Annotated in this window: 28 protein-coding genes; 12 read left to right on the top strand and 16 right to left on the bottom strand. The window is 66.4% G+C overall.

The window, feature by feature from the left end; genetic code table 11:
- Nucleotides 1–21 precede the first annotated feature (21 nt).
- The 6 genes from L1F06_RS03615 to L1F06_RS03590 all read right to left on the bottom strand — a co-directional run bounded on the left by L1F06_RS03615 (nucleotide 22) and on the right by L1F06_RS03590 (nucleotide 4,733).
- On the bottom strand, nucleotides 22–465 hold the full coding sequence (locus L1F06_RS03615) for a hemerythrin domain-containing protein (protein WP_129482808.1): 444 nt from the start codon (nucleotides 463–465) through the stop codon (nucleotides 22–24).
- Between the two features lie 78 nt (nucleotides 466–543).
- Complete coding sequence (locus L1F06_RS03610; RefSeq protein ID WP_003246891.1) at nucleotides 544–810, bottom strand: DksA/TraR family C4-type zinc finger protein; 267 nt, start codon at nucleotides 808–810, stop codon at nucleotides 544–546.
- A 69-nt stretch (nucleotides 811–879) separates the two neighbouring features.
- Nucleotides 880–1,743, bottom strand: a complete 864-nt coding sequence (locus L1F06_RS03605; protein WP_090428073.1) for an isocitrate lyase/PEP mutase family protein — start codon at nucleotides 1,741–1,743, stop codon at nucleotides 880–882.
- A 136-nt stretch (nucleotides 1,744–1,879) separates the two neighbouring features.
- Nucleotides 1,880–2,881 (bottom strand): type II secretion system F family protein, encoded by a 1,002-nt coding sequence (locus tag L1F06_RS03600; RefSeq protein WP_129482807.1) that lies wholly within the window; start codon nucleotides 2,879–2,881, stop codon nucleotides 1,880–1,882.
- A gap of 81 nt (nucleotides 2,882–2,962) precedes the next feature.
- Nucleotides 2,963–3,715 (bottom strand): substrate-binding periplasmic protein, encoded by a 753-nt coding sequence (locus L1F06_RS03595; RefSeq protein ID WP_252576725.1) that lies wholly within the window; start codon nucleotides 3,713–3,715, stop codon nucleotides 2,963–2,965.
- A gap of 94 nt (nucleotides 3,716–3,809) precedes the next feature.
- Nucleotides 3,810–4,733: a substrate-binding domain-containing protein gene (locus L1F06_RS03590; protein WP_003246887.1), complete on the bottom strand. Its 924-nt coding sequence runs from the start codon at nucleotides 4,731–4,733 to the stop codon at nucleotides 3,810–3,812.
- A 167-nt stretch (nucleotides 4,734–4,900) separates the two neighbouring features.
- Between L1F06_RS03590 and L1F06_RS03585 the strand changes: the two genes are divergently transcribed.
- The 7 genes from L1F06_RS03585 (at nucleotide 4,901) to L1F06_RS03555 (ending at nucleotide 10,137) form a co-directional block, all read left to right on the top strand.
- Nucleotides 4,901–5,629 (top strand): VC0807 family protein, encoded by a 729-nt coding sequence (locus L1F06_RS03585; RefSeq protein ID WP_003246886.1) that lies wholly within the window; start codon nucleotides 4,901–4,903, stop codon nucleotides 5,627–5,629.
- A 34-nt stretch (nucleotides 5,630–5,663) separates the two neighbouring features.
- Complete coding sequence (locus L1F06_RS03580; RefSeq protein WP_011920871.1) at nucleotides 5,664–6,101, top strand: YqaA family protein; 438 nt, start codon at nucleotides 5,664–5,666, stop codon at nucleotides 6,099–6,101.
- A 192-nt stretch (nucleotides 6,102–6,293) separates the two neighbouring features.
- Nucleotides 6,294–7,268: a lysylphosphatidylglycerol synthase transmembrane domain-containing protein gene (locus tag L1F06_RS03575; RefSeq protein WP_003246884.1), complete on the top strand. Its 975-nt coding sequence runs from the start codon at nucleotides 6,294–6,296 to the stop codon at nucleotides 7,266–7,268.
- Nucleotides 7,269–7,335: 67 nt separating this feature from the next.
- Nucleotides 7,336–8,601, top strand: a complete 1,266-nt coding sequence (locus L1F06_RS03570) for an Hsp70 family protein (protein ID WP_129482805.1) — start codon at nucleotides 7,336–7,338, stop codon at nucleotides 8,599–8,601.
- 107 nt (nucleotides 8,602–8,708) lie between these two features.
- The gene (locus tag L1F06_RS03565) at nucleotides 8,709–9,065 is read left to right on the top strand and encodes a DUF6152 family protein (RefSeq protein ID WP_003246882.1); all 357 of its coding nucleotides are present in this window, start codon (nucleotides 8,709–8,711) and stop codon (nucleotides 9,063–9,065) included.
- Complete coding sequence (locus L1F06_RS03560; protein ID WP_003246881.1) at nucleotides 9,066–9,548, top strand: hypothetical protein; 483 nt, start codon at nucleotides 9,066–9,068, stop codon at nucleotides 9,546–9,548.
- A gap of 55 nt (nucleotides 9,549–9,603) precedes the next feature.
- On the top strand, nucleotides 9,604–10,137 hold the full coding sequence (locus L1F06_RS03555; RefSeq protein ID WP_129482804.1) for a hypothetical protein: 534 nt from the start codon (nucleotides 9,604–9,606) through the stop codon (nucleotides 10,135–10,137).
- Between the two features lie 113 nt (nucleotides 10,138–10,250).
- Here L1F06_RS03555 and L1F06_RS03550 read toward each other — a convergent pair whose 3' ends face one another.
- The 8 genes from L1F06_RS03550 to L1F06_RS03515 all read right to left on the bottom strand — a co-directional run bounded on the left by L1F06_RS03550 (nucleotide 10,251) and on the right by L1F06_RS03515 (nucleotide 19,734).
- Nucleotides 10,251–11,420, bottom strand: coding sequence for an iron-containing alcohol dehydrogenase (locus L1F06_RS03550; protein ID WP_129482803.1), 1,170 nt, complete (start codon nucleotides 11,418–11,420; stop codon nucleotides 10,251–10,253).
- Nucleotides 11,421–11,428: 8 nt separating this feature from the next.
- Nucleotides 11,429–12,817 carry an aldehyde dehydrogenase family protein gene (locus L1F06_RS03545; protein ID WP_129482802.1) on the bottom strand — a complete coding sequence of 463 codons (1,389 nt, stop codon included), beginning with the start codon at nucleotides 12,815–12,817 and terminating at the stop codon, nucleotides 11,429–11,431.
- A gap of 99 nt (nucleotides 12,818–12,916) precedes the next feature.
- Nucleotides 12,917–14,290 (bottom strand): glutamine synthetase family protein, encoded by a 1,374-nt coding sequence (locus L1F06_RS03540; protein ID WP_011920867.1) that lies wholly within the window; start codon nucleotides 14,288–14,290, stop codon nucleotides 12,917–12,919.
- 340 nt (nucleotides 14,291–14,630) lie between these two features.
- Nucleotides 14,631–15,668: a TRAP transporter substrate-binding protein gene (locus L1F06_RS03535; RefSeq protein WP_003246876.1), complete on the bottom strand. Its 1,038-nt coding sequence runs from the start codon at nucleotides 15,666–15,668 to the stop codon at nucleotides 14,631–14,633.
- Nucleotides 15,669–15,803: 135 nt separating this feature from the next.
- Nucleotides 15,804–17,129, bottom strand: a complete 1,326-nt coding sequence (locus tag L1F06_RS03530; RefSeq protein WP_003246875.1) for a TRAP transporter large permease — start codon at nucleotides 17,127–17,129, stop codon at nucleotides 15,804–15,806.
- A complete protein-coding gene (locus L1F06_RS03525; protein WP_011920866.1) occupies nucleotides 17,129–17,635 on the bottom strand; it encodes a TRAP transporter small permease subunit in 507 nt (168 codons plus the stop codon). Before L1F06_RS03525 ends, L1F06_RS03530 begins: the two co-directional genes overlap by 1 nt.
- Before the next feature lie 158 nt (nucleotides 17,636–17,793).
- On the bottom strand, nucleotides 17,794–18,741 hold the full coding sequence (locus L1F06_RS03520) for an alpha/beta fold hydrolase (protein WP_129482801.1): 948 nt from the start codon (nucleotides 18,739–18,741) through the stop codon (nucleotides 17,794–17,796).
- A gap of 93 nt (nucleotides 18,742–18,834) precedes the next feature.
- Entirely contained in the window at nucleotides 18,835–19,734 is a 900-nt protein-coding gene (locus L1F06_RS03515) for an AEC family transporter (RefSeq protein ID WP_011920864.1), read from the bottom strand.
- 274 nt (nucleotides 19,735–20,008) lie between these two features.
- Here L1F06_RS03515 and L1F06_RS03510 point away from each other — a divergent pair, with 274 nt between their 5' ends.
- Nucleotides 20,009–20,584 carry a hypothetical protein gene (locus tag L1F06_RS03510; protein ID WP_129482800.1) on the top strand — a complete coding sequence of 192 codons (576 nt, stop codon included), beginning with the start codon at nucleotides 20,009–20,011 and terminating at the stop codon, nucleotides 20,582–20,584.
- 60 nt (nucleotides 20,585–20,644) lie between these two features.
- Here L1F06_RS03510 and L1F06_RS03505 read toward each other — a convergent pair whose 3' ends face one another.
- Together L1F06_RS03505 and L1F06_RS03500 are read right to left on the bottom strand one after the other, a co-directional pair.
- Nucleotides 20,645–21,727: a fatty acid desaturase family protein gene (locus L1F06_RS03505; protein ID WP_129482799.1), complete on the bottom strand. Its 1,083-nt coding sequence runs from the start codon at nucleotides 21,725–21,727 to the stop codon at nucleotides 20,645–20,647.
- Nucleotides 21,724–22,812, bottom strand: coding sequence for a ferredoxin reductase (locus L1F06_RS03500; protein ID WP_129482798.1), 1,089 nt, complete (start codon nucleotides 22,810–22,812; stop codon nucleotides 21,724–21,726). Before L1F06_RS03500 ends, L1F06_RS03505 begins: the two co-directional genes overlap by 4 nt.
- 147 nt (nucleotides 22,813–22,959) lie before the next feature.
- Between L1F06_RS03500 and L1F06_RS03495 the strand changes: the two genes are divergently transcribed.
- The 4 genes from L1F06_RS03495 (at nucleotide 22,960) to ureG (ending at nucleotide 25,602) form a co-directional block, all read left to right on the top strand.
- Nucleotides 22,960–23,595: a TetR family transcriptional regulator gene (locus tag L1F06_RS03495; RefSeq protein WP_129482918.1), complete on the top strand. Its 636-nt coding sequence runs from the start codon at nucleotides 22,960–22,962 to the stop codon at nucleotides 23,593–23,595.
- A 163-nt stretch (nucleotides 23,596–23,758) separates the two neighbouring features.
- Nucleotides 23,759–24,259, top strand: a complete 501-nt coding sequence (ureE, locus tag L1F06_RS03490; RefSeq protein WP_129482797.1) for an urease accessory protein UreE — start codon at nucleotides 23,759–23,761, stop codon at nucleotides 24,257–24,259.
- Nucleotides 24,260–24,296: 37 nt separating this feature from the next.
- Entirely contained in the window at nucleotides 24,297–24,971 is a 675-nt protein-coding gene (locus L1F06_RS03485; RefSeq protein ID WP_129482796.1) for an urease accessory protein UreF, read from the top strand.
- A 16-nt stretch (nucleotides 24,972–24,987) separates the two neighbouring features.
- Nucleotides 24,988–25,602 carry an urease accessory protein UreG gene (gene ureG / locus L1F06_RS03480; protein ID WP_003246865.1) on the top strand — a complete coding sequence of 205 codons (615 nt, stop codon included), beginning with the start codon at nucleotides 24,988–24,990 and terminating at the stop codon, nucleotides 25,600–25,602.
- The last annotated feature ends 1 nt before the right edge of the window (nucleotide 25,603 follow it).

Here is a 25,603-nt window from a genome sequence, read left to right as displayed (position 1 = left end):
TGCCCGGCTCTCATTGGTCTGTCAGGACGCCTGCTTCATCTGGTCGTAGGCGTTCAGGTAATCACCGGCCAGTTGCTGCTTCTCCTTGTCGCGAAGCAGTTTGCCGGCCATCTGGAAGAAGGTGTGTTCTTCTTCCTTGAGATGGTGCTCGACCTTTTCCGCCAGCGCCTTGGCTTGCGCCAGCCAGCTCGGGCTGCTGGGGTCGGTTTCTTCCAGGCCCTCGACCATTTCATCCATCTGGTGATGCTCGGCAATCGCATGGCGCGACAGATCCACACCAGCATCTTGCTGCATCAGGGGGATATAGAAATGGCGTTCTTCGGCCACCGAATGCACGGCCAGTTCCTGCTTGAGCTGAGAAAACAAGGCGTGGCGCTCGGCGCTGTCGCCCTGGGTGGCGATCAGTTTCTGCGCCAGTTCGCGCTGGATGTCGTGGCTGATGCGCAAGGCTTCGAAAATCGTCATGCAGGCACCTCCTCTTCCTGAGTCACGGTCTTAGTAGCACTAGACCATCAGGACTCGAATAGGTGCCGTACCGCTTGCTCAGCGCAGCTGACTGTCCTTGCTGCCGCGGCGGTTGTAACCGCTGTAGGCGGCGTTTTCCCGGTCGTGCTCGGCCTGGCACTTTACGCACAGGCGCACGCCGGGAATCGCCTGACGACGGGCTTCGGGAATGACGGCGTCGCATTCCTCGCAGTGCCGCAGGCTCTCGCCTTTCGGCAGCTGGCTGCGGGCACGCGCGATGGCGTCCTCGATGCTGCTGTCGATCTGTTCCTGTACCGCGTCGTCGTTCGCCCAACCACTTGCCATGCTGCACCTCCTCGCCCCTACCGAACAGATATGCGCCCGGGGCAGGCGAAGTGCAAGTGCTGCCTGTCGTTACTCGCGGACTTCCATGAACTCCTTGGCCCAGAGAATGTAATCCTCGGGCATGGTGTACTTGTGGGTCAGCTCGGTGGCGTTGAGGTCGCACGGCTGGGCGCCGCGCTGCTCGCGCAGGCAGTCGTAGGTGGCCTTGATCGCGGCGAAGTAGGCCGCATGGCCGTTGACCACGATGCGCACGCCCAGGCGTGCCAGGCGCTGGTTGTCGCGCAGCTCGGGGTTGCCGTAGGTGACCAGCATCAGCGGCACCTTGAGGCCTGCGGCGATCTGCTCCAGGTGGGCGAAGTCCCTGACCCCGACCAGGCAGATGCCGTCGGCCCCGGCCGCCTCGTAGGCGCGGGTGCGGCGGATCACCTCGTCCACCTCCAGTACGCCGGCATGGGTCCGGGCGATGATGGAAAGCTCCGGGTCGACGCGCGCTTCCAGCGCGGCGAGGATCTTGCCGACGCCCTCCTCGATGGAGATCAGGTCGGTGGACTTGCGACCGAATTGGGCCGGCAGCAGGGTGTCTTCAATGGTCAGCGCGGCGACGCCGGCGCGTTCCAGCTCGACCACGGTGCGCATCACGTTGAGCGCGTTGCCGTAACCGTGGTCGGCATCGGCGATCACCGGCAGGCGGGCGACGCGGCCGATGCGCGCGGCCTGCTCGACGAATTCGCTGAGGGTGATCAGGGCGAAGTCCGGCGCACCGAGCACCTGCAGGGAGGCGACGGAGCCGCCGAGGATGCCGACCTCGAAGTCGAGATCGGCGGCGATACGGGCGGACATGGGATCGAAGACCGAGGCGGTGTGATAGCAGCGCTCGGAAGCCAGCAGCGCTCTGAAGGCGCTACGCAGCTCATGGTGGGATGCACGTTGCAGGATGGGCATGGGGCGTATTCCAGATTCGGTTGAATCGCTTCTTGGTCTTTTTGCTATTGGCGTAGACGCGGTGAAGGTTAGCGCAGGGCACTTGCGCTCAGCTTTCAACCGGATCGACGTACGCCTGACCAGCAAATTACCGGCCAGCCAGCCCCGCCGGCAGCGCCGGGAAGAATCCACCGCCGGTCAGCAGCCCGTAAGCCATCCAGCCGGCCACGGCCAGATAGAACAGGCGCGGCAGCCAGGTGGCCAGCGCCTGCTGCCGGGCGGCCAGCTGCTGCGCCTGCAGGCGGGCGAAGCGCAGCAACGCCTCGCCCGGGCGACCGGTCGCCTCGCCGGTATTGAGCACGGCCATCAGCATGGGTTTGCCGGGGAACGCCAGGGCATCGAACGCACGCGCCAGCGACTGTCCGGCCGCCACCCGCGGCGCCAGGTTGGCGAAATCCCGCCGCAGGCGGGCATTGCTCTGCGCCGCGCAGGCACGCGGCAGCGCGTCGAGCACCGGCATGCCGGCCTCCAGCAACAGGCCCAGGCTGTCGCAGAAATTGCGCAGGTCGGCCCGCCGCTGCAGGCTGCCCAGCAGCGGCATGGCCAGGATCAGATCATCCAGCGCAGTGGGCTGCGCCGCGGCACGCAGCTGCCAACGGCGCCACAGCCAGCGCACACCGAAATACAGGCCGAGCAGCCAGAGTACCGGCAACGCCACCTGCGCCAGATAGCCGCCCAGGCCGAGGGCACCGCCCACCAATGCCGGCAGAGGCTTGACCGCCAGCGCCAGCAGCAGAATGCCGGCGGGCAGAAGCAGGCGGGACTTCAGGGCAGCGGCATGGTTGGCCTGCTCGGCGTAACGCTGGGCCAACTGTTCATGAATATGCGCCAGTCCGCCGGCCTCCTGCGCGGCCCGTACCAGGGTGCTCTCCAATGGCGTGAATACGCCACTGAGCTGGCCGGAACTCGCCAGGTCGCGCCCGCCGCCGACCATCTGCCGCAGGCGCCTGACGGCCGGCTCATGGCGGGCGCCAAGCATCAGCCCGGCCAGTGCCTGGTCGATCGGCACACCGGCCCGCTCCATCGCCGCCAGGTGGGCAAATAGCTGGGCGCGGCTGTTCAGGTCGAGAGGCTTGGAAGTACGGGGCATCAGTGCGCTCGTCACAGGGGAAAGTCACAGGTTAACCAGCCTGCCGCGCGCACCTCCAGTCCGAGGTCAGCAAGGCGCGATTCAATCGACACGCAACAGCTCGGCCAGCGCCTCGTCATCGGCGCTGGGAAACCACTGCCGGTAGATGCGCTCCAGGCTGCCGTCCCGGCGCATCTCGTCCAGGGCACGCTGCCAACGCGCCACGCGTTCGAGATCGGTCTGCCGCGAGAAGGCGATGTAGGAGTCGTTGGGCATCAGGTCGAACTGTTCCTGCAACTGGCTGGCGTGCATGCCCTGCTCGGCCAACATGCCATCGAGGGTGAGGTTGTTGGCGAGCAGCAGCTTGACCCGGCCATGGCGGAACATGCGCAACATGTCCTGCGGGGTCGGCACCCCGTAGAGATTCTCCATCTGCTGTTCGCGCAACAGCTCGTAGCTGTACCACTGCTTGGGCACGGCAAGGGTGCCGAGCTGACGCACATCGTCCAGGTTGGCCACGCGCACGCCGGACTCCTTGAGGCTGTAGAAGCGCGTATGACCGCGGGCAATCGGCCCGACCCAGTGGAACAGGGGCTCGCGCGCCGGCGTGCGCACGGTGGAGAACAGGGCGGTATCGGCCTGCTGCCGAACCTGGTGGTAGCCGCGGGTCCAGGGCACCAGCTCGATGCGCGCCACCTCGCCGGTACGGCGGATCAGCTCTTCGACCACCGCCACCGCCATGCCGCTCGGCCGCCCCTCTTCGAGATAGCTGAACGGCCGGTAATCCTCGGTGTACAGCCTCAGCTCGGCAGCCGCCGCGCTCAGGCAGCAGAGCAGCACAAGAACACCGGCCATGCAATTCCGAATCATCGTTCGCCACCGTCTAGGGCGCGCCCTACAGCCAATTCAGGGCGACCAGGCGAAGGATGATAAACGCCCGTCTCGTGCATCACCAAGGCTGTTCTGGCGAGGCCATCTCGGCCAGCTTGTCGGCGGTGAGTACGCGGGGCTCGAGCAGCAGACGCAGACGCGCGGCAGCCGGTTCGCCACGCAAGGCGCGCTGCACCAGGCGCACCGCATGATCGCCGATGGCCTGCGGCTGTTGCAGCAACAATGCCTGGATCTCGCCCTGGCGCACGGCATCGAACAGCAGATCGCCGCCATCGAAACCGACGAAGCGCACCTGCCCGGCCTTGCCCAGCTGGCGCAGGGCCGCCAGGGTCGCGCGAGTGCTGCTGCCATTGGGGCTGAACAGGCCATCGAGCCGGGGCAGGTGTTCGCTCAGGGCGGCGACGATGCCTTCCCGGTCGTCGCCCAGATAGGCGTCAAAGGCCACCTCCAGACCGGCCGCCTGCGCCGCCAGCAGGAAGCCGCGTTCGCGCTCGCGGGTCGACTGCAAATCCTGACGCAGGCGCAGCAGGGCGACCCGGCCACGACCGCCCAGCAGTTCGGCCAGCTGTTGCCCGGCCAGCTGCCCAGCGAGGAAGTTGTCGGTGGCGACCAGGCCGTAGGCACCCTCTCCGGCGATATCACGATCGATGTACACCGTGGGGATGCCCTGCGCGCGCAGGGCCGCGACGCGCGACTCGATGGCCTGCCCGGTCGGGGCGATGATCAGCCCCCTGCAGCCGCGCGCCACCACCCGCTCGATGAGCTGCAACTGCACCTCCACATCGCCATCGTGACTGAGGCCACGGGTGTACAAGTCCAGCTCAAGCTCGTCGGCACTTTGCCGTGCACCGGCCTCCACCGCGCTCCAGAAGGTGGAGCTGCCGGCTGGCACCATGCCGATGCAGTCACGCGCCCAGCTGGCGCCGGGCAACAGAACGGCAGCACTGATCAGCAGATGGCATAGGCAGGCGATTCTCGGCATGACGTGAACTCCCAGGCTGTGCCATCACTTTAGCATCGCAAGGCGCCTGTTCTCGCCTGTCGGCAGGCTGTCGACTCATACTTTTTCACACTCCAAACCGACAGTCGGGCTGGCCCTGGCGCGCCGGGCAGGCGATCATCGGGCCTCCTAAGCAGACTCCAGCTACCATGACCGCAACTACCGACAGCCGTACCCCGACACACAAGCCCCGTCCGCTGATCGATCTGGCCATCAGTATCCTGATTCCCTCCTTCATCCTGATGAAGCTGAGCGGCGAGCATCGCCTGGGAGCCGACGGTGCGCTGCTGCTGGCACTGGCCTTCCCGCTGGGCTGGGGCGCGTTCGAGCTGATCAAGTACCGCAAATTCAACTTCATCGCCCTGCTCGGTCTGATCAGCGTCGCGTTGACCGGCGGTATCGGCCTGCTCAAGCTCGACACCCAGTGGCTGGCGGTCAAGGAAGCGCTGATTCCCGGGCTGATCGGCATCGCCGTGCTGGTTTCCACCCGCACCCGCTACCCGCTGATCCGCACCCTGCTGTTCAACAAGACGGTGCTCAACGTCGACAAGATCCACGAGCGCCTGGAACAGGGCGGCCACGTCGAGCATTTCGAAACGCGGCTGATGCGCGCCACCTACTGGCTCAGCGGCACCTTCTTCTTCTCCTCGTTCATGAACTACGTGCTGGCCAAGTGGATCGTCAACAGCCCGGCCGGCACCGAGGCGTTCAACGACGAACTGGGGCGCATGACTCTGCTCAGCTATCCGATGATCGCCATCCCCTCGATGATCATGCTGATGGCCATCTTCTACTACCTGTGGAAGACCATCCATGGCCTGACCGGCCTGAGCCTGGAAGAGATCATGGCCAACAGCGGCCAGGAATCGCAGTCCTGAACCTCGCCGGCCCAGCGGCCGGCGCGCTCCTGCCATGCTGACGCTGTCCGTCTATCCGGCGCTGTTTCTCTCGGCCTTCGGCGCGGCGACGTTGCTGCCGCTGCAGTCCGAAGCCGTTCTGGTCGCCCTGCTGCTGGCCGGCCAGCACCCGCTCTGGGCCCTGCTGCTGGTGGCCACCCTGGGCAACGTGCTGGGCTCCTGGGTCAACTGGCTGCTGGGCCGCTCCCTCGAACGCTATCGCGAGCGCCGCTGGTTTCCGGTCAGCCCGGCGCGGCTGCAGCAGGCGCAGGCCTGGTACGCACGCTATGGTCGCTGGTCGCTGCTGCTGAGCTGGATGCCGGTGATCGGCGACCCGCTGACCCTGGTCGCCGGGGTGATGCGCGAGCGCCTGTGGGTATTTCTGGCTATCGTCACCCTGGCCAAGGCCGGTCGTTATGCGGTGCTGGCCGCCCTTACCCTGGCCTGGATCTGAAGACGCCGACACGGCGATACGCGCTTGCCTGTTGAGCGAAAGCAGTGCCTCCCTGATACTGCGCAGCGCGCCGCGAAGGGCACCATCTGCCCGCGGCCATCGCGAGCCGACCTACAAGGTCGCTGAACATTAGCCTCGACAGCCCCCTGGCCGGCAAGATCGCCTGACGGGGCTGCCGAGCGAGGAGTCGCAGTGTCCGTTGTCGAAGCCAAACCCAAGCTGAAACGCAGCGATCTGATCTGGACGCTGATCGGTCTGAGCGCCGTGGTCGCCTCCTGCTTCCTGCTCTACCGCGAGCTGCGCACCATCTCCCTCGACGAGATCGCCGACAGCCTGCGCGCCATCAGCCACCTGAACTGGCTCATGGCCGCCGGCGCCACACTCGGTGCCTACTGGGCGCTGGCCTGGTACGACCGCATCGCCATCGCCCACCTGGGCAAGCAGATTCCCTGGCGCTTCATCACCCTGTGCTCCTTCACCACCTACGCCCTGGCTCACAACATCGGCGCCTCGGTGTTCTCCGGCGCGGTGGTGCGCTATCGCGCCTATCGCAGCAAGGGCCTGACGCCGCAGGAAATCGGCATCCTCATCGTCTTCTGCTCCTTCACCTTCGCCCTCGGCACCCTGCTGGCCAGCGGCTGCGTGCTGATCGCCCAGCCCGACCTGATCCACCGCGTCGCCGACATCACGCCGCTGGTCTCGGTGGGCATCGGCACGCTGCTGCTGACGCTGGTCGGCCTCTACGTACTCGGCGCCTGGCGCCAGTTCAAGCCCTGGACGCTGGGCAAGCTGCACGTGGAGTACCCGCGTCTGCCCATCGTCGCTCGCCAGTTGCTGGCCGGCCCGCTGGAGCTGTTGTGCGCGGCGGCGATCATCTATTTCGCCCTGCCGGCCGACAATCACCCCGGTTACCTGGTGGTGCTCGGCGTGTTCCTCGCGTCCTTCTCCCTGGCCCTGCTGTCCCACGCGCCGGGCGGCCTGGGCGTGCTGGAGGTCACCTTCCTCGCCGCCATGCCGGAAATCCGCCCGGCCGACGTACTGGCGGCGCTGATCGTGTTCCGCGTGTTCTACCTGCTGCTGCCGTTCGCCCTGTCGCTGCTGGTGGTGCTGGGCTTCGAGTGGAGCCAGTGGCAGAGCAGGCGGCACAGCGCCAACCTGCCGTCCTGACAGGCGGCTCGCCGTCGCCGCGCCCCTGACATAGAATGCGCGGCCATTTTTTCGGCCCTGCGTTTCCATGTCCTTCTCCACGCCTGCCCGCGCCTGCGGCATCGACTTCGGCACCTCCAACTCCACCGTCGGCTGGCTGCGCCCCGGCCAGGACAGCCTGCTGCTCCTGGAAGACGGCAAGATCACCCTGCCCTCGGTGATTTTCTTCAACACCGAGGAGCGCCGCCCGGTCTATGGCCGCCTGGCCCTGCACGAGTACCTGGAAGGCTACGAAGGGCGCCTGATGCGCTCGCTGAAGAGCCTGCTGGGCTCCAAGCTGCTGAAAAGCGAAACCACCGTGCTGGGCAGTGCCCTGCCGTTCAAGGACCTGCTCGGCTTCTTTATCGGCGAGCTGAAAAAACGTGCCGAAGCCCAGGCCGGGCGTGCCTTCGAGGAAGTGGTGCTGGGCCGCCCAGTATTCTTCGTCGACGACGACCCGGGCGCCGACCAGGAGGCGCAGAACACCCTGGTGAGCGTGGCGCACAAGCTCGGCTTCAGGGAGGTGTCGTTCCAGTACGAACCCATCGCCGCGGCCTTCGACTACGAGTCGAGCCTGGCGCGCGAGGAGCTGGTGCTGATCGTCGATATCGGCGGCGGCACCTCGGACTTCTCCCTAGTGCGTCTGGCCCCTGAGCGCCACCACCTGGCCGAGCGTCAGGACGACATCCTAGCCACTGGCGGCGTGCATATCGGCGGCACCGACTTCGACAAGCAGCTGTCGCTGGCCGGGGTGATGCCGCTGTTCGGCTACGGCAGCCGGATGAAGAGCGACGCCTTCATGCCCACCAGCTACCACCTCAACCTGGCCACCTGGCACACCATCAACGCGCTGTACGCGCAGAAGACCCAGCTGGCCCTGCAGAACATGCGTTACGACATCGTCGACGCCACCGGTATCGACCGCCTGTTCGGCCTGATCGAACAGCGCGCCGGGCACTGGCTGGCGATGCAGGTGGAAGAGAGCAAGATCGCCCTCAGCGAGCAGGATGCACGCCCTATCGACCTGTCGCGCGTCGAGCCGGGCCTGGTCGCCGAGCTGACCCGGCCGCTGTTCGAGAACGCCATCGAGCCGCTGCTCGAGCGCATTCGCGCCAGCCTCACGCAGCTGCTGGCCGATGCCGGCATCACTGCTGAGCAGGTCGACACGCTGTTCTTCACCGGTGGTTCCAGCGGCGTACCGGCGCTGCGCCAGAGCGTGGCGGCGATGCTGCCCAATGCGCGCAGCGTGGAAGGCAACACCTTCGGCAGCATCGGCAGCGGCCTGGCCATCGAAGCGAAGAAGCGCTACGGCTGAGGCAGCGGCGCGCGCCCATTCTGTTTCCAAATGTGCCCATGCGCCGCAGCGCCGGTCAGAGGGTCTAGGTTTACCCGGTGTTCAACCAGCCCACCGGGTGACCCGTCATGCTGAAGAAACTGCTGCTTCTCACCGCCACGCTTGGCTTGCTGCTCAGCGCCGCCCTTGCCCAGGCTCATCACGGCTGGAGCTCCTACGACGCGGACCAGCTCCTGACCCTGGAAGTGCCGCTGCAGAGCGTCAACTATCGCAACCCCCACGCCGATGTGAGCATCGAACACGACGGGCGCACCTGGCAGGTGATCCTCGCCCCGATCAGTCGCCTGCAAGCGCGTGGCCTGCCGGAGGCCGACCTCACAGCGGGCAAGACCGTGACCATAGTCGGCTACCCGCGCAAGGACGGCACCGCGGAAATCCGTGCCGAGCGCATCATCGTCGACGGTCGCACCATCGAACTGCGCTAGATGGACAGCCTGATCGCCTGGGCCGCCTGGCTGGAAGCCTCGGCGCTGGGCGAGCAGATGCGCAGCTCGGCACTGCTCTACCCGGCGTTCAACCTGCTGCATCTGCTGGGCTTGGTGCTGCTGCTTGGGCCCATGCTGCTGCTCGATGCGCGCCTGCTGGGCGCCGGCCGCGGCTTCCCGCTGACAGCGGTGTCGCGCACGCTGACGCCGCTGGCGGTAGCCGGCCTGTTGCTCCTGCTGGGCAGCGGCATCTGTCTGTTCGCCGCCGACGCCGGGCCGCTGGCAGTCGACCGTCTGCTGCAGCTCAAGCTGCTGCTGATCATGCTGGGCGTCGCCAATGCTCTGCTGTTTCGTCATCTGTGGAGTGCCCGGTTGAGCGACTGGGATACGCATGCGCCACTGTTCGGTCGACTACAGGCGGCGCTGTCGCTGCTGGCGTGGATACTGGTGATGAGCCTCGGCCGCCTCCTGGCTTACTTCTAGCGCGGCGTGCTTTGCCTTATCCTGCGCGCCTTCGCCCTCGAACAGGAATGCCCCGATGAAAGCCCAGCTGGAAGAACTGATCGCCAAGATAAGCTCCGGGTGCCTGGCCGAGGACGAGATCGCGCGTATCGCCGACGAGGCCGCGCAAGCCTATGCCGACCCGGCCGCCTTCCTCGCCGCCAATCCGGACGTCAACTACGACGATGAATTCCCCATCCCGCTGGGCGAGTGGGTGGTGGTCGGCAGCCTGCCGGATACCGTGCTGTTTCAGGCCGACAGCTATGAAGAGCTGTTCCAGCGCATCACCGAGTCCTTCGGCCCGCAGGTGCAGTTCGTGCTCAAGCCCAAGCAACTGGCCAAGACCGAGCCGCTCAAGGCGCTCAACCGCATTCAGGTGCAGCTCTCGGCGCTGTCGCCGGAAACCGGCGGCTATGTGCTGGTGGACTTCAGCGAACCGCTGGACGACGAGCTGCAGGCGGTACTGGTGTACGCCAGCGACCTGCCGCGGGTGATGGAGCTGGCGGTGGAAGTGGGCATCTATGCCGCGCCGGCGCTGGAAGCTCTGCAGGCAGAGCAGGCTGGAGAATAAGCCCGCATAACCTGTAGGAGCCCGCTTGCGGGCGATCCGCGATGATCGCCGGCAAGCCGGCTCCTACAAGATCTACGGCAAAGCAGGTCGACAGCTCGCGGATTGCATCCGGGCTACAAGGCCCCGCGCAGCGCTTTCTCGAACAAGGCGCTGTACTGCGCGGCGCTGAAGGCGATGGGGTTGGTGCCCGCCGAAGGGTCCACCTCGGCCATGCGCCCGACCTGCTCGATGCGTGCATCGTCGATGCCGATCTCGCCCAGGCTGTGGGCGATACCCACTTCGCTGCGCAGCGCCAGCACCCAGTCCAGTACCGCCTCGAAGCCGCTGCCCGGCAGCGCCAGATAGCGCGCCATCTTCTCCATCTGCGGCTCGATGGCGCCGCGGTTGGCCACCAGCACGTAAGGCATCAGCACTGCGTTGAGCAGGCCGTGATGGGCGTCGTACAGCGCCCCCAGCGGATGGGCCAGCGCGTGCATGGCGCCGAGGCCGCGCTGGAAGGCGGTGGCGCCCATGCTCGAGGCCACCAGCATCTGCAACCGCGCCTCGACGTCGGTGCCCTGACTGACCGCACGCGGCAGGTACTGCTGCACCAGGCGCATGCCCTCCAGCGCGATGCCCTCGGCCATGGGATGGAAGAGCGGCGAGCAGAAGGCCTCCAGGCTGTGCGACAGCGCGTCCATGCCGGTGGCGGCGGTGAGCTTCGCCGGCAGGCCGACCGTCAGCTCCGGGTCGAGAATCACCAGCGCCGGCAGCATCCGCGCGTGGAAGATGATGCGTTTGATATGCGCCGCGTCGTCGGTGATCACCGAGGCGCGGCCGACTTCCGAGCCGGTGCCGGCGGTGGTCGGCACCGCCACCACCGGCGCCATGCCGGCGACATTGACCCGGCTGGCGTTATCGCCGACGTCCTCGAAATCCCACAGCGGTCGATCCTGGCCGACCATCAGGGCGATGGCCTTGCCGGCATCCAGCGCCGAGCCGCCGCCAAAGGCGATCACCCCGTCATGCCCGCCGGCCTTGAACGCCGCCACACCGTCCATCACGTTGGCGCCGGTGGGGTTGCCCTTGATCGCCGAGAACAGTCCTGCGTTCAAGCCTGCATCGCGACACTGGCGCAGCGCCGCGTCGATCATCGGTAGCGCGGCCAGGCCGGGGTCGGTACACAGCAGCGGCGCGCGCATGCCGAGCTGGCGGCAGGCCTCGGCCAGCTCGCTGATGCGGCCGACGCCGACGCGCATCGAGGTGGGGTAATTCCAGTTCATGCGGTACTGATCGAGAATCATTGCGCGCCTCACAGCTGAGTCTTGAAGTGGAAGGATTTCGGCCGGGTCAGCTGCTCGTAGCCGACCCTTGAGAGGGTGCAGCCACGTCCGGAGTGCTTCACCCCGGTCCAGGCCAGCCCAGGGTCGAGGTAGTCGCAGCGGTTGAGAAACACCGTGCCGGCCTCCACCCGATCGGCCAGGGCCATGGCGGCATCGACGTCGCGGCTGAAGATCGCCGCGGTCAGGCCAAACTCGCTGTCGTTCATCAGCGCCAGCGCCTCCTCGTCGCTGGCGACCTTCTGGATACCCACCACCGGGCCGAAGGATTCCTCGGTCATCACGCGCATTTCATGGTTGACGTTGGTCAGCACCTGCGGCGCCAGGTAGGGCGTACCCGGCGCATCCAGGGGAAACTCGGCCGGGTCGATATGCGCCCTGGCGCCCTGCGCGACCGCCTCGGCGATCTGCGCGCGGACGAAATCGGCGGCGTCGGCCCGCACCAAGGGGCCCAGGGTGATCTGCGGGTCATCCGAGCGCCCCAGCTTGTACTGGCGCACCAGCGCCACCGCCTGCTCGACGAAGGCGTCGTACAGCGACTCGTGCACGTAGATGCGCTCGATACCGCAGCACGATTGGCCGGAGTTGAAGAAGGCGCCGTCGATGGCGGTTTCCACCGCATGGGCCAGGTCGGCGTCGGCGCGCACATAGGCCGGATCCTTGCCGCCCAGCTCCAGGCCGACGCTGATGAAGCGCCCGGCCGCCGCCCGCTCGACCATGGCCCCGCCCGGCACCGAACCGGTGAAGGCGACGTGGTTGATGGTCGGCGCGCGAATCAGCGCTTCGGTCTCGCCGTGGCTCAGGTGCAGGTACTGGAACACGCCTTCGGGCAGGCCGGCCTCGGCAAAGGCCTCGACCATGCGCTCGGCGCACAGCGGGGTCTGCGCCGAGTGTTTGAGCAATACCGCGTTGCCCGCCAGCAGTGCCGGCATCACCGCATTCACGGCGGTCAGGTAGGGGTAGTTCCAGGGCGCGATGACCAGTGCCACACCCAACGGCTCGCGGCGGATGAAGCGGGTGAAGCCGGGCTTGTCCGGCAGGCGGATATCGGCCAGCGAACCCTCGGCGATATCGGCCATATGCGTGGCGCGCTCGACGAAGCCGCGGATCTCGCCGGCGGCGTAGCGGATCGGCCGGCCCATCATCCAGCACAGCTCCTCGGCCAGCTGGCTTTCGCGTGCGGCGAAGGCGTCGATGGCGCGCCGACCGATGGCGATGCGCTCACGCAGCGGTGTGCGTTTCCAGGTCTGCTGCGCCAGCTCGGCACGGGCAAGCGCGGCCTGGATCTCGGGGTTGGAGGCCAGGTGACGTTCGACGTAGACCGAACCGTCGATGGGGGAAATGCATTGCAGTTTGCTCATTAGGTGCTCCACGAATCTTGCCTTCGTAGCCCGGATGCACTCCGGGGACACTCGACGAAAAGCCGCCCCGGATTGCATCCGGGCTACGGGAATGGGGAATCAGATGATTTCGAAGTAGCGATCCAGCTCCCAGTCGCTGACATGGCGGCGGTACTCGCGCTCTTCCCATTCGCGGCTGGCGGCGAAGTGCTCGACGAAGGCGTCGCCGAACAGCTCGCGCGCCGCCTGCGAGCCCTTCAGGCGCTGCGCCGCATCCCACAGCGTGCGCGGCAGCGCCAGCTCCTCGGGGTGCTTGACCGCATAGGCGTTGCCGCTGACCGGCGCGGTCGGCTCCCACTGCTGCATGATTCCGTACAGCCCCGAGCCGATGGCCACCGACAAGGCCAGGAAGGGATTGCCGTCGGCGGCGCCGAGGCGGTACTCCTGGCGCTGCGACTTGTCGCTGCCGGGGATCACCCGCAGCGCCGCGGTGCGGTTCTCCACGCCCCAGGTGGCGTCGGTGGGTGCCCAGAAGCCGGGAATCAGACGCCGGTAGCTGTTCAGGGTCGGCGCCACCATGCACAGGAATTCCGGCATCAGGCGCTGCTGGCCGGCGAGGAAATGCCGCTGCAGCTTGCTCATGTTGTGCGCCTGATCGGGATCAAAGAAGGCCGACTTGTCGCTCGCACGGTCGCGCAGGGACACGTGGATATGCCCGCTCTGCCCGGGGTACTTGCCCGACCACTTGGCCATGAAGGTGGCCATCAGGCCGTTGCGCTGGGCCAGCACCTTCATGAAGGTCTTGAACAGCGCGCCCTTGTCCGCCGCCGCCTCGGCGCGGTCATAGGCGATGGCCGCCTCCAGCACACCGGGGCCGGTCTCGGTATGCAGGCCCTCGATGGGAAAATCCATCGCCTCGCCCATCTCGAGGATCTGGTGATAGAGCTCGGCGTGCACCGAGTTGCGGATCATCGAGTAGCCGAACCAGTCCGGGGTGAACGGCTTGAGATCGCGAAAGCCCTTGGCCCGCGCCGACTCCGGCGTTTCGTCGAACATGAAGAATTCGTACTCCAGCGCCGCATAGGGCTCGAAGCCCATGGCCTGGCAGCGCTCGATCACCCGGCGCAGGGTGCCGCGCGGGCACACCGCCTCGGCCTGCTGATCGAACTCGGCGAGAAACAGCAACATGCCGTTTTCGAAGGGAATCTCGCGACAGGTGTGCGGCAGGATGCGCACCGGCGCATCGGGGTAGCCGCTGTGCCAGCCGGTGTACTGGGCGTTGTCGTAGAGCTGGTCCTTGACGTCCCAGCCGAGCACCACGTCGCAGAAGGCGAAGCCGTGCTCCAGGGCGGAGAAGAACTTGCTGCGGCTCATGTACTTGCCGCGCATCACCCCATCGTTGTCGAACAGACCGACCTTCACGTGGCTCAGGCCACGTTCCTCGACGATGCGCCGGGCATCGCCCAGGGTCTTTACATCCCGTGGTTTGAACATGCTAACCCCTGTGTCTTGTTGTTATCGCGGGCGGGTTCGGCGCACGGCTGGGCATTCATGACCGGCCTGGCAGGGCCGACAGCGCATGGGCACAGCACGACGCCTATGACAGCGTCCGTTTCAGGCCCATTGAGTGTGGTACAGGATTGCCGGGATGGCAGGTCGAGGCGGGAAAAATCTGCCTGCGCGGCGCCAGGCCGGCAGGACTAACCGTAGGGTGCGCCGTGCGCACCAGACAACCGAGGCCGGCCGCGCACCAAACAGACCTGGGGCCTCGCCAATAGAACCGCGCCCGTACCTAGGGGTACGGGCGCATGGTTTCGCCTGACGCTGCGCAGGCTCAACCGCGATAAGGCGCCCCCGCCTTGGCCATCAGCGCGTTGTACTTCTTGAAGATGTCCACCACCTTGGCGCAGCGCGGGCTGGTCTTGGCGATCTCGTCCCAGAACTTCAGCGCCTCGGCTTCCACCGTGGCCCACTCCTCGGCGGGGATGGAGGTCAGCTGCAGCTTGCCGCCCTCCACGCGCAGCTGCGCCTCGCCGCCCCAGTACCAGTGCTGGCGGTAGTAGTTGGAGCTGTCCATGCACAGCTTGAACAGGGTCTTGAGGTGTTCGGGCACCTCGGCCCATTTGTCCGAGTTGGCGAAGTAGGAGCCGATCCAGGCGCCGGAGATGTTGTTGGTGAGGAAGTACTTGGTGACGTTGGCCCAGCCCACCGTGTAGTCCTCGGTGATGCCGGACCAGGCGATGCCGTCCAGCTCGCCGGTCTGCACCGCCACCTCGACGTCTTCCCAGGGCAGGGTCACCGGAATCACGCCGAAGCGGGCGAGGAACTTGCCGGCAGTAGGAAAGGTAAAGATGCGCTTGCCCTTGAGGTCAGCCAGTTTGGTGATCGGCTGCACCGTGGCGAAGTGGCAGGGGTCCCATGCGCCGGCGCCGAGCCAGGTGACGCCCTTGACCTCGCCGTAGGCCTCGGCCCAGATCTCGTTGAGGCCGTACTGCTCGAACAGCACCGGCACGTCGAGGCTGTAGCGGGTGGCGAAGGGGAAGTAACCGCCGAACACCGAGACGTCCACCGGTGCGGCGATGGAGTCGTCGTCGCTCTGCACCGCGTCGATGGTGCCGCGCTGCATGGCGCGAAACAGCTCGCCGGTGGGCACCAGCTGGTCGGCGAAGTACAGCTGGATCTCCATCTGGCCGTTGGCCGCCTTGTTGAAGGCATCGATGGACGGCTTGATCACGTGCTCGGCCAGCGCTGGGCCGGCGTAGGTCTGCAGGCGCCAGGTGATCTTCTTCGGCTCGGCGGCGTAGATGTGCGCCGAGCCAAGGGCAGCGGTGCCGACCGCGGCGGTTTTCAGGAAATCGCGTCTCGTACTCATGCTGGTCTCTCCAATAGTGTCGATGCAGATGCAATACAACCGCTCATTGCCGCCGCGTGCACCGCGGCGGCCTTGCCAGTGACCGGCGGGCGCCGGCTCGACTGTTGGCGCGCCAGGCGCGCCGATTTCCGTGAATCAGCCGCCGTAGTGCAGTTGCGGCAGCCACAGCGCCAGCTGCGGGAAGGCCATCACCAGCACCAGGGCCAGCGCCATGATCAGCACGAAGGGGGTGACCGAGACATAGATGTCGCGCAGGCTCACCTCGGGCGGGGCCATGGCGCGCATGAGGAACAGGTTGTAGCCGAACGGCGGGGTCATGTAGGCGATCTGGCAGGTGATGGTGTAGAGCACGCCGTACCAGATCAGGTCGAAGCCCAGCGCCCCCACCAGCGGCACGTAGAGCGGCGCGACGATGACCAGCATGGCGGTGTCGTCGAGGAACATGCCCATCAGGATGAACGACAGCTGCATGATGATCAGGATCTGCCAGGGCCCCAGGTGCAGGCTGTCGACGAAGAACTGCTCGATCGCCCTGACCGCACCGAGGCCGTCGAACACCGCGCCGAAGCACAACGCGGCGAGGATGATCCACATGAACATGCAGCTGATGGCCAGCGTCTTGCGCAACGTTTCCTCCATCACCTTGCCGTTCAGCCGGCCCTTGAACAGCGCCGCCAGGGTGGCTGCGCAGGCGCCCACCGCCGAGCTTTCCACCAGGCTGGTGTAGCCCAGCAGGAACAAGCCGGTCATGGAGAAGAAGATGAACAGCGGCACCAGCCCGGCGCTGAGCAGGCGCAGCTTCTCGCTCCAGGAGATCTGCTCGCGCTCGGCCTTGGCCAGCGGCGGGCCCATGTGCGGCTGCAGGCGGCAGCGAATGGCGATATAGAGCATGAACATGCCGGCCATCATCAGCCCGGGAATGGCCCCGGCCAGCCACAGCTGGCCCACCGGCTGGCGCGCGATCATGCCGTAGAGCACCAGCACCACGCTGGGCGGAATCAGAATCCCCAGCGAGCTGCCGGCCTGGATCACCCCGGTGATCATGATCTTGTCGTAGCCACGCCTGAGCAGCTCGGGCAAGGCGATGCTGGCGCCGATGGCCATGCCGGCCACGCTCAGGCCGTTCATCGCCGAGATCGCCACCATCAGGAAGATGGTGCCCACCGCCAGGCCCCCCGGCAGCGGGCCCATCCACACGTGGAACATGCGGTAGAGGTCTTCGGCGATGCCCGACTCGGAGAGCATGTAGCCCATGAACACGAACATCGGCAGGGTCAGCAGCGGGTACCACTTCATCAGTTTCATCGCCGCGCTGAAGGCCATCTCCGAGCCACCGTCGCCCCACAGCAGCAGCGCTGCCGCTGCGGCGACGAAGCCGATGGCGCCGAACACGCGCTTGCCGGTGAGCAGCAGCAGCATCATCGAGGAGAACATCAACAGCGCGATCAGCTCGTAGCTCATCACAGGGTCTCCCCACGGGCGGCGTAGAAATCCTTGAAGAAGGTGGCGATGGCCTGCAGCAGCATCAGGGCGATGCCGAAGCACATGACGATCTTGATCGGCGCCATGTAGGGCGACCAGGCCGAATAGCTGGTCTCCTTGTATTCGATGGCGTATTCGGTGGAGGAGATGCCGCCGATCAGCAGCATCACCAGATAGAAGATCAGCATGAACACGGTGATGGCATCGACGACGGCGCGGGTGCGCGGCGACCAGTGGCTGTAGGCCAGGTCCATGCGCACATGGGCGTCGAGCTGCATCGAGTAGGCGCCGCCGAGCAGGAAGTAGGCGACCATGAGGAACTGGGCGCTTTCCAGGGTCCAGATCGACGGGGTGAAGAAGGTCTTGCTGATCGAGGAGTACAGGAGCACCGCCAGCATGGCGAAGATCAGGTACATGGCGAAACGCCCGACCCTCCGGTTGAACGCGTCCACGACCCGGACGAAAACTCGAATGCCCTTGCGCATGCAGTTTCCTGCTGTTCTTGTTCGTTATCCCGTCAGCCTAGACGAAGATTCGCCAAAGCCAACCGCCCCGCGAGGCCATAGCAGGAAACGCGCCAGCCGCCGCCGAAGGATGTCTCCCCGAACAAAATCAATGGCTTGGAAAGTACCGCGCTAGAGCCCTAGCGAGCCAGGAAGGCGAGCAGCACCGCAACGGTGCGCTGCGGGTCCTCTTCCTGGGGCACGTGGCCGAGGTCGTCGAACAGCACCAGCTGGCTGCCGGCGATGTCGGCGGCGAAATGTTCGGCATTGTCCGGCGGAATCAGGCGATCACGCCCGCCCCAGATGATCAGCGTCGGCAATTGCAGTTCGCCGATGCGCTCGTGCAGCTCGCCGCTGGGCGCCTGGGCGAAGCGCTGACGCAGCGCCTGGCGGTTGCCCTCGCGCAGCGTCAGCTGGTAGTAGCGCTCGACCAGTTCGTCATCGACTTTGTCTGGATCGCCATAAACGTTGCGCAGGCTCGACTCGATCATCGCGCGCGGCAACAAACGGCTCATCACCGGCGCCAGGGCCGGGACGCCCGCCAGGCGAAAGCCGATCGGCACCGATTCGGCGTTGCGCGGATAGCCGGCGGCGTCCACCAGCACCAGCCGCGCGCTGCGCTCGGGATGGGCCAGAGCGAAGCGCCAGGCCAGCTGGCCGCCGAAGCTGTTGCCCACCAGCACCGCACGGGGCACCTGCAGCCTGTCCAGCAGGGTGAGGAGAAAGCCGGTATAGCGCTCGAGGCGATAATCGCCATCGGGGAATGGCCCGGTCAGACCGAAGCCGGGCAGATCCAGGCTGATCACCCGGCGCTGCTTGGCCAGCTCCGTCACCCAACCTTCCCAGGTGTGCAGACTGGCCGAGGTGCCGTGCAGCAGGACGATGGGCTCGGGATCGTCGCGCCGGCCCTGGTCACGCAGGTGCACGGACAGGCCATCGAGCTCGACGAACTGCGAAGGCGGTGGCGCCCAGCGCGCCTTGAGCTCGTCCAGAGGACGATCCGGCGCCCAGTTGAGCGCGACGAAGCCGGCAAGGGTCAGCCCGAACACCAGCAACAGGCCGAGCAGCACGTGGGCGAGTCGTTTCATCGATGCAGTCCTCAGCGGAGCGAGAGGCGCGATGCTAGCCAGACACCGCAAACACGCCTATCGCCCGGAAGAGGGAATCGCCTGGCGCAGCGCTCAGAACCCCACCAGCAGCATCCACGCCGGCAGGGAAACCGCCGCCAGCAGTGTGGACAGGGAAATCGCCGCGCTGACGCTGCGGCTGTCTTCGGCGCTACGGGCAAAGGCCATCACGTTGACCCCGCTGGGACAGGCCGCGAGCAGCACCAGCACGCTGCGCGCGGTGTCGTTCAGGCCAGGCAGCTGGCCGCTGAGCCACCAGACCAGCGCCGGGAACAGCAGCAGCTTGGCCAACGCCACGCCCCAGGCCTCGCCGGTCGGGCGCAGGCGGTAACGCGACAGGCTGGCGCCAAGCACGATCAGCGCGCAGGGCAAGGCGGCCTGGCCGAGCCAGGTCACCGCCCGCCACAGGCTCTCCGGCACGACCAGCCCGGACAGATTGAGCAACGCCCCCAATGCCAGGCCGATGATCATCGGGTTGGCCAGGTTCTTCAGCAGCGCGCGCGTATCGACCCGCTCCTGGCTGCCGAAAGCGGCGTAGAAGCTGTGCAGGGAAAACAGCGTGAGGCTGTGAAACACCAGGATGGCGAAGACGTAGAGCAGGCCGTCGTTGCCCATCAGGCTGGCGATCAGCGGAATGCCCACCAGCACGTTGTTGGAGAAGGCCGCCACCAGGCCCAGCGGCGTCGCCGTACCGCGCCGCCAGTGCGCCAGCGCATTGACCGCGGCGAACACCAGCAGCACCGGCAGGTAATAGGCCAGCAGCAGCATCGGCGACAGGCCTTCGGCCAGCGACGCCTTGGCGATACCGGCGAACAGCAGCGTGGGCATGAACAGCTTGAAGGTGATATTGGCCAGGCCAGCGGCCGACTCGCTGGTGAGCCACTGGCGCCAGCCAAGCAGGTAGCCGAGAACGATCAGGGCGAAGATCGGCAAAATTGCCTGTACCGCAAGCATGGCTGCACCCGCCTCTAGAGAACTGCAGAAGGGGCCGATTCGACCGTGCCCCGCAAAAGTCGCCAAGCATACGCGTGCCCGACGGCCAGCGCGATGCCTTGCGAAGCATCCGCCAAGCGCCCTGACGCCAGGCCATAAGTGCCGAGATAGAGCCTCCCAATCAAGTATTGAGGGGATCGATGTTCACTATCAGGTCAGTCAAGTTCTTATCCGTGTCCATGTTCCCAACAATTGACTCCGACGCCACTTATTACTCCCCTACGGAGACATCGACATGAAAACTCAACTGACTCTCGCCGCACTGGCCCTTAGCCTGATAACCACCAGCACATTCGCCGCGCCGAGCAGCGCGCCCTTCCCTCTGGTGGGCGAAGCCAAGGACAGCCAGGTACAACAGCAACCCCTCGCACCGCTGGCCGAGAACGGCTCGGAGCGCACCCCGGGCGTACAACGCATTCAACTGGCCGAAGACGGTTCCGACCGCACTCCGGGCAGCCAGCGCATCCAGCTGGTAGAAGGCGGCTATGAACGTACTCCGGGCGCTCAGCGCGTTCAGCTGGCCGAAGGCGGTTATGACCGCACTCCCGGCGCGCAACGCCTGCAGCTGGCCGAAGACGGCTCCGACCGTACCCCGGGTGCTCAGCGCATCCAGCTGGTAGAAGGCGGCTATGAACGTACTCCGGGCGCTCAGCGCGTTCAGCTGGCCGAAGGCGGTTATGACCGCACTCCCGGCGCGCAGCGCATCCAGCTGGCCGAAGACGGCTCCGAGCGCACCCCTGGTGCCCAGCGCATTCAACTGGCCGAGGGCGGTTCCGATCGCCTGATCAAGCAGCGTGGCCACACGGCCTGAACCCTTGGCGTCCCCCCAAAGCCCGGCGCATGCCGGGCTTTTTTATGCCTTTCACGCGAGTCACGCCGTTCCTGTCGCGGGCAAGCGGTAGATCCAGATGCGCCGCAGCACGGTCGCGAACTGCCCCCACAGGGTGCCGCAGTTGTAATGCTGGCCATAGCGCTGGGCAATCAGGCGCACCTCACGCGCCAGCTCGGCATAGCGCCGCGCCGGTAGATCGGGGAACAGGTGATGCTCGATCTGGTGGCTGAGGTTGCCGGTGAGGATATGCAGCAGCGACCCACCGGACAGGTTGCTGGAACCGCGCAGCTGACGCAGGTACCAGTGCCCACGGGTCTCCCCCTCCAGTATTTCGGGTGCAAATACCGCCGCCTTCTCGGTGAAGTGACCGCAGAAGATCACCAGAAAGGTCCACAGATTGCGCAGCAGATTGGCCGCCAGGTTGCCGCTCAGTACGGCCAGTACGTTGGCGCCGAGCAACAGCGCCAGCAGCGGAAACGCCAGATAGTCCTTGCCCCATTGCCGCACCAGCTTGGCGCCGAACCGACGTGCCAGCGGCTTCACTTCCTCCTTGCTGATACGCCCCTTGACCAGCTTGTCCAGGCGCAGGTGCTGAATGGCCACGGCGTACTGGAACAGCAGCGCCTGAATCGTTACCCACAGCGGCTGCCAGCGATAGAACGGCTTCCAGCGCTGCTCCGGGAACAGGCGCACCACGCCGTAGCCGACGTCATCGTCCATACCCAGCACGTTGGTGTAGGTGTGGTGCACGTGGTTGTGGGTGTGCCGCCAGAAATCGGCCGGCCCGACGATGTCCCACTCGTACTGGCGACCGGCGAATTCCGGGTCGTTCATCCAGTCGTACTGGCCGTGCATCACGTTGTGGCCCAGCTCCATGTTCTCCAGGATCTTGCCCAGGCCCAGCAGCAGGGTGCCGAGCAGCCAGGTCGGCGGGAACCAACCGAGCACCAGCAGCGCGCGACCAGTCCAGCAGCACCCGCGCACGGCCGCGCGTACACGGCGAATGTAGCGCGCATCGGCCTCGCCCAGATCGGCCAGGGTGCGTTGGCGCAGGGCATCCAGTTCCTGGCCGAAGGCTTCGAGTTCGGCGAGGCTCAGTTCACGGTCCAGGCGGGTCGTCACAGGTCGATCTCCACATCCCCATGCGGGGCGCTGACGCACAAGCGAATGGGTTGATTGGGTTCGGCGAACAGCTCGCCGCTGCGCAGATCGCGCACCGTGCCGGCCAGCAGAAGACAGGTGCAGCTGGTGCAGATGCCCTGACGACAGCCATGAGCCGGGCGCAGCCCGCTGGCCTCGGCCTGCTCCAGCAGACTGGCATTGCCGTTGCCCGAAACCTGCTGGCCGCTGCGCGCGAAGCGCAGACGAACCTCGCCGGTATCGGCCTCGGCCAGCACTGGCAGCGGGCTGAAGCTTTCCGCCTGCAGGCTGCCCCCGCGCCCGGCGTCGCACCACCAGCCGCACGCCTGCTCGACGAAACCACGCGGGCCGCATAGCAACAGGTGCTCGCCCGGCAGCGCCGCCAGCTGTGCGGCCGTCAGGCGGCCACCCACCTCACCACTGAAGGCCCAGCGCACCTGCAAGTTGGCATGACGCGCCGCCAGCGCCTGCAACTCCTCGGCAAAGGCCTGCTGCCCCTGGCGACGCACCTGATGCAGCAGCGTCACCGGTGCGGCGAAGCCCCGCGCCAGCGCGTCACGCAGCAGGCCGAGCAAGGGCGTGAGGCCGCTGCCGGCCGCCAGCAACAGCACGGCGCCCTGCTCCTGCGGCCAGGCGAAATCGCCGAAGGCCTGGCCCAGCTCGATCACCTCGCCAACCGCCAGGCGATCGAGCAGCCGATTGGACAGGCGCCCGCCCGGCTGGCGCTTGATCGCCAGTTCGATGCGCCCGTCGGTTGTCACCCTGGTCAGGCTGTAACTGCGCCCGTGGCGCACGCCGTCCTGCTCCAGATAGAGCTGAACGTGTTGCCCGGCTCGCCAGTCTCGGGCATTGCCGTTGCAGCGCAACTCGATTGCCAGCATGTCGTCGGCCACCCAACGACGCGCCTCGACCTGGGCGAACACGCGATTGAGGCGCAGCGCCGGGTGCAGCAGACGCAGGCACAGGTCGACGTCCGCCTCGCGCAGCCAGCCGGATGCACAGAGCCGGCGCAGCGGTTGCAGGCCGCGCGCGACATGCCGCGCCAGCGCCAGGGAAAGCAGAGCCATAAATCGATTCCAGTGAACACTTGTGCACAAGGCTGACAGACCACCTTATTTCAGTCAACAGTTGTTCACTGAAAGCTGCCGACCATGGTTCGACGCTGGCGCCGCGCATTTGCTAGAGTGCGGCATCGCTCAATGACCCGATCTCGCATGACGCCACGCGCCGAACAGAAGCAGCAGACCCGCCAGGCCCTGATGGAAGCCGCCCTCACCCTGATGGAGAGCGGCCGCGGCTTTGGCAGCCTGAGCCTGCGCGAGGTGACCCGCGTCGCCGGCATCGTCCCCACCGGTTTCTATCGCCATTTCACCGACATGGACGAGCTGGGCCTGGCGCTGGTGGCGGAGGTGGGCGAAACCTTCCGCGCGGCGATCCGCCAGGTGCGCCGTCACGAGTTCGAGATGCGCGGCATGATCGACGCCTCGGTGCGCATCTTCCTCGCCGAAGTGGCCGCCAACCATGGCCAGTTCCTGTTTCTCGCCCGCGAGCAGTACGGCGGTTCGCAGCCGGTGCGCCAGGCCATCGCCGCCCTGCGCGAACGCATCACCAGCGATCTGGCCGCCGACCTCAAGCTGATGAACCGCATGCCGCAGCTCGACGATGCCGGCCTCGACGTGGTGTCGGATCTGGTGGTGAAGACGGTGTTCGCCACCCTGCCCGAACTGATCGACCCGCCGGCGGAGAATCTGCCGGCGCACCTCAGCGCCGAAGCCAAGATCATCCAGCAGCTGCGCTTCATCATGATCGGCGGCAAGCACTGGCTGGGCCTGGGCAAGCCCTCCGAGTAGCGCGCACCACAAGCGTGCGCACGCAGCGAAAACGCACCAAATAAATCCTGACCGCTTCGCCAAGTTATCCACAGAGCGCCTGAACGCCCCGTCCAGCGCCGCTTCTCGGCCTTGGCAAGCCACTTGCACTATTTCCGGGCACATTGCCCCGGAATAGATACGCATGCTGGTGATCCACACCCGAATCGCGCCGCAGGCTGCTGCGGACGCCGAACTGGAACTGACCTTCGAAGCCCGCAGCAAAAGTCGCCTGCGCTGCTTCACCACCGCGGGCGAGGAAGTCGGCCTGTTCCTCGAACGCGGCCAACCGGCACTGGCCGATGGTGAGTTTCTGCAGGCCAAGGACGGACGCATCGTGCGCGTGCGCGCCAAACCCGAGCCGCTGCTGCACGTCACCTGCGCCAGCCCCTTCGAGCTGATGCGCGCCGCCTATCACCTGGGTAACCGCCATGTCGCCCTGCAACTGGGCGACGGCTGGCTGCGCCTGCCCGACGACTACGTGCTCAAGGCCATGCTGGAGCAGCTCGGCGCCACGGTCGAGGCCGTCCAGGCGCCCTATCAGCCCGAGCAGGGCGCCTACGGTGGCGGTCATCATCACTCCCATCATGGCGACGAAGAGTTCAACTACGGCCCGCGCCTGCACCAGTTCGGTGTGCGCAAGTGAGCCAAGCGACATCGCCCACGCATATCGGGGTCAGCTTATGAAACCGGCCTGGGCCCTATTGCGCTTGGCCAGCCCGCAGCTACCCATCGGCGGTTACAGCTACTCGCAAGGCCTGGAGTGGGCCATCGACAGCGGCCTGATCCAGGATGCCGACGCCGCCGAACGCTGGCTGGCCGATCAGTTGACGCTCAACCTCGCCCGCTTCGAAGCGCCGCTGCTGCTGGCACATTGTCGCGCCGCGCACGAGGGCGACTGGCCGCGCCTGCAGGAACTGGCCGAACGGCACCGCGCCAGCCGCGAAACCCGCGAGCTGGCTCTGGAAAGCCGGCAGATGGGCTACTCGCTGCGACAACTGCTCGAAGGCCTGCCCGAGCTGGACGAAGCCGCGCGCGAACTTCTCGCAAGCCATCACGAACCGGGCCTGGCCCTGGCCTGGGCGCTGGCTGCCCGTGCCTGGCAGATCACCCCGGACGATGCCCTGGCCGCCTGGCTCTGGGGCTGGCTGGAAAATCAGCTGGCCGTACTGATGAAGGTGCTGCCGCTGGGCCAGCAGGCCGCCCAGCGCCTGACCAGCCGCCTGCTGCCAACGCTCGAGGCCGCCCAGCAGCAGACCGCCAGCCTTTCCCCCGAACACTGGGGCAGCGCCGCCTTCGGCCTGGCCCTGGCGAGCATGGCGCACGAGCGCCAGTACTCGCGTCTCTTCCGCTCCTGACGAGGAACATCAGCACATGAACAGCCAACCTCTGCGTGTCGGTATCGGCGGCCCGGTCGGTTCCGGCAAGACCGCCCTCACCCTGGCCCTGTGCCGCGCCCTGCGCGAGCGCTACAACATCGCCGTGGTCACCAACGACATCTACACCCAGGAAGACGCCCAGTTCCTGGTGCGCAACGAGGCCCTGGAGCCCGAGCGCATCATCGGCGTGGAAACCGGCGGCTGCCCGCACACCGCCATCCGCGAAGACGCCTCGATCAACCTGGAAGCGGTCGAGCAGCTCAACCGCCGATTCCCGGGCCTGGACCTGATCATCGTCGAGTCCGGCGGCGACAACCTGTCGGCCACCTTCAGCCCCGAGCTGTCCGACCTGACCCTCTACGTGATCGACGTGTCGGCCGGCGACAAGCTGCCGCGCAAGGGCGGTCCGGGCATCTGCAAATCCGACCTGCTGGTGATCAACAAGGTCGACTTGGCGCCCATGGTCGGCGCCTCGCTGGAGGTGATGGAGCGCGACACCCTGAAGATGCGCGGCGACAAGCCCTTCGTCTTCAGCAATCAGAAAATCGGCCAGGGTCTCGACGAGATCATCGCCTTCATCGAACGCCAGGGCATGCTCACGGCGGCCTGAT

This window comes from Pseudomonas hydrolytica (assembly GCF_021495345.1).
GTDB lineage: Bacteria > Pseudomonadota > Gammaproteobacteria > Pseudomonadales > Pseudomonadaceae > Aquipseudomonas > Aquipseudomonas hydrolytica.
This window is presented reverse-complemented; position numbering and strand designations above follow the sequence as displayed.